Source organism: Actinacidiphila sp. bgisy167, assembly GCF_965342175.1.
Lineage (GTDB): Bacteria > Actinomycetota > Actinomycetes > Streptomycetales > Streptomycetaceae > Actinacidiphila.
Genome location: NZ_CBDRBL010000174.1, coordinates 1 through 3,115, shown reverse-complemented (window position 1 = coordinate 3,115; position 3,115 = coordinate 1). Strand labels below are relative to the sequence as shown.

General features: G+C 67.9%; 2 protein-coding genes and 1 pseudogene. All 3 read right to left on the bottom strand.

Going from position 1 to position 3,115, the window contains the following annotated elements; genetic code table 11:
* Window positions 1-65: 65 nt before the first annotated feature.
* Entirely contained in the window at window positions 66-1,250 is a 1,185-nt protein-coding gene (locus ACRWND_RS30515) for a transposase (protein ID WP_431955167.1), read from the bottom strand.
* Complete coding sequence (locus tag ACRWND_RS30510; RefSeq protein WP_431955165.1) at window positions 1,247-1,552, bottom strand: hypothetical protein; 306 nt, start codon at window positions 1,550-1,552, stop codon at window positions 1,247-1,249. Before ACRWND_RS30510 ends, ACRWND_RS30515 begins: the two co-directional genes overlap by 4 nt.
* Window positions 1,553-1,694: 142 nt before the next feature.
* Window positions 1,695-2,984: pseudogene (locus ACRWND_RS30505) on the bottom strand (NF041680 family putative transposase); the annotation flags it as partial.
* Window positions 2,985-3,115 lie beyond the last annotated feature (131 nt).

Below are 3,115 nucleotides of genomic sequence, written 5' to 3'. Positions count from 1 at the left end.
GTGTGGGTTTCGGTGCGGCCGCAGGATGGGCCGGAGGCTGTCGCATGACTTCCCCCGGCCGGGTGTCAAGAGCGCGATTTTGTGGTGCCGGCGAGGAGTTTGTTGAGGTTGTGGACGGTGCCGAGGAGCTTGATCTCGGTGTCGACGGCACGGTGGCCACGGTAGTTGAGGTGTCGGCCGAACCGTTGAAAGAGCTGGGCGAAGCCCGGCTCGACCAGGGCACTGCGCTGCCGGTACTGGGCTCGGCCGGTTGGGGTGGCCAGGCGAGCGGCCATGGCCTGGTGGCCGGCTCGAGCTTGCCGGCGCTTTGCGGGGAAACCCGCCTGATCGGCTTCGCTGGTGACCGAGACCAGCAGTGGTAGATCGGCGAGGGTCTCGAAGGAAGTGGCGGAGGCGTATCCGCTGTCGGCGAGCCAGAGTTGGATGTCGCCGGGGAGTCCGGCGGCCCGCTGGTTGTCCTGGATCTGCTTCACCATGGGGACCAGGGCCGTGCAGTCTGAGGGGTTGTCGTGCGTTTCGATGGCCAAGATGATCTGCCGCCGTGCGCAGGCGATCTGCAGGTTGTATCCCTGCAGGTAGCCGCCGTGCTTGCCCGGCAGCAGCCGCGAGTCCGGATCGCTGAGGCTTGCGCGGGAAGTCGGTGAGGGTTCCGGCCGGGGGTTGCGTGCGCGCTCCAGGTGCGCGATCGCCTTCGCGAGACGGGCCCACTGCCGCGTGAGGACGGTCTTGTGTTCCATGGGGACGGGCGGTCGGCCGTTGGCGCCGCGGCGACCTGCCGCCCGGTCGGCCTCGGCCCGGGACTGGTACTTCCTCAGTTTCTCCTGGTGGGCCGCTGTCTCCGCGGCGAGCCGCTTCTGTGCCCGAGCCACGATCCGTTCCGCGGCTTCGACCTTGATCCTGATCTCATTGGCCGAGGGCAGGGCCCGCTCATAGAGTCTGTCCCTGGCTGTGCGGGCCCGGCTGAGCAGGTCACTCAGCCGCGAAAGCCGGAGCCCATCGTCGCGGGCGTCGCCCTCCGCTCCCGCGCCGTCGTCGGCTTCGACGCGTCGTGCGTGGTCGCCCGCGTCATCCATGAGCGCGTTGATCTCGCTCTCGCACCGGACGATGACAGCTTCCAGGCGAGGCAACTGCTGGTTGGAATCGCGGGAAGCGTTAGCCTCCATCGGCGAGCCGTCCACGGCCACTGCCGACAGGTCCACCAGGCCGTGTCGGCCGCACAAGGCCAGCACCTGCAGGAACAGCTTCTTCAAGGCGTCGCGATGACGTCGGACGAACCGCGCGACGGTGGAGTGGTCGACCCCGCGGTTCGCGGTGATGATCCGGCAGCCCACATCGTCCCAGCAGGCCTGCTCGATGCGGCGGAGGAGCGTATGCCCTTGCTGTAGCAGTACAGGAGCAGCGCGACCAGGGTCACCGGCGGGTAGGCGGCGCCTCCCTGCCCGTCGGCGCGGTAGCCGTTTTCGAACGCCGAAAGATCGAGTTCCTCGACGACGTCGAGCACTCTCCAGCACAGGTGACCGGGCGGCAACCACTCCCGTGCACTCCGCGGCATCTCGAGATCACCTTCACGGTCGCACACCAGGAAGTTCCGCCCCACGAACCAAGAATCCGAGGCCTGCCCGGAAGCAGGAACCGAACAACGAATCGCTCTTGACACCCGGCCGGGGGAAGTCATGCGACAGCCTCGCCGCCGTCGCTCGGAGGTTGCGAAACCCGCGGCGGACGCGGGCTGGGGTGAGGCGACGGGGTTCGGTGCGTCGTTCCCAGGGCCGGCGTAGGTCCTCGGTGAGGGGTCGGGCGAGGCGGAGCTGGGTGTGAGCGGCGACGATGAGCCAGGTCCACAGGTCGGCGGTATCCGAGTGGCGGATCTTCGGGGCGGTCCAGCCGAGGGTTTGCTTCATCAGTCGGAAGGTGTGCTCGAGGTCGAAACGACGGAGGAACGACTGCCACCAGCGGTCCGCTTCCGCGGGTGTGGCGTCGGTAGCCGAGACCCACAGCCAGACGGGTTTCGGCTCGCGGTCGCCTGGCAGGTACTCGACCTCCAGGCGAAGCAACGTGCCGTGCAGGATGGGTAGTTCCTAGTCAGCGTGGTTGAGCCAAGGACCGCGGTGGGCGAGTCTGGGGTGCATCCTGTTCCAAGCCGTCGCTTTTGCTTTGCCGTAGCGGGTGGTGTCCGTGGATGTGGTGGTGTCGGGCTGGTGCCAGGTGTCGGGCTTGGCGAAGGTCAGGACGCCGCCGTGCCTGCGGGGTCGCCCGCCTTTCGGTCCAACCCGGGCGGGTCCCGGATCGCGGAGCATGACGCGGTCCGAGCGCAGGCGCCCGACCAGGACGACCGGCAGGTCTGTCAGGGCGTGGGAGAGGTAGGCGACGTCATAGCCGCTGTCCATGACGATCAGGATGTCGGGGTCGCCCGGCCGCCAGTGCCCGACAGCCATCAATCGGCCGACAACTTCTCGGAGTTGGCTGGCGGTGACCTGAGTGGCGTCGTCCGCTTGGCCCAGACGGACCGCGTCCAGGAGAGCGACCCAGGAGGTGCGGCCGGTCTCCAGGGCGGCGACAAAGGAGTAGGGCCAGCCGGGAATGAACTGGTCGGTGCTGCGGTCTCCGCGTCCGTAGACGTGGCAGAACAGCCGGTCGTCGCTGGTGGGCGCGTCGAGTCGCAGCCAGTGCGACACATCCACTGCAAGCACGATCCGCCCGTCGGCCGCCCTCGGCAGCGGAAGGCCTGCCAGGGCGCGGCGTAGTCGTGTCGGCTCGATCCAGCCCCGGTCCAGGGCCGCGTACAGGGCACCGTGCCCGCGCTGGTGCTCGGCGGCCAGCGACAGTTCGACCAGGGTCTTCACCGGCCCGTCCGCACACAGCACCGCATCGGTGAGCTCGAAGAGCGTGTCCGCACGGGCGTACAAGCAGTCGTAGAACTCGACCCGAAAGCGGGACAACACGTCCAACGCTTCACGTCCGGGCACATCAACGGGGAGACTCATGGGCAGCGGCCGTTCTCTCGCATTTCGTGACTCGACATCTCGAAGCGTGGAGAACGGCCGTTCCTGCTGTCCCAGGAAGAACCACAGGTCAGCAGGACGGGTGACCTGCGAGGTTAAACGTCAAGCTAAGG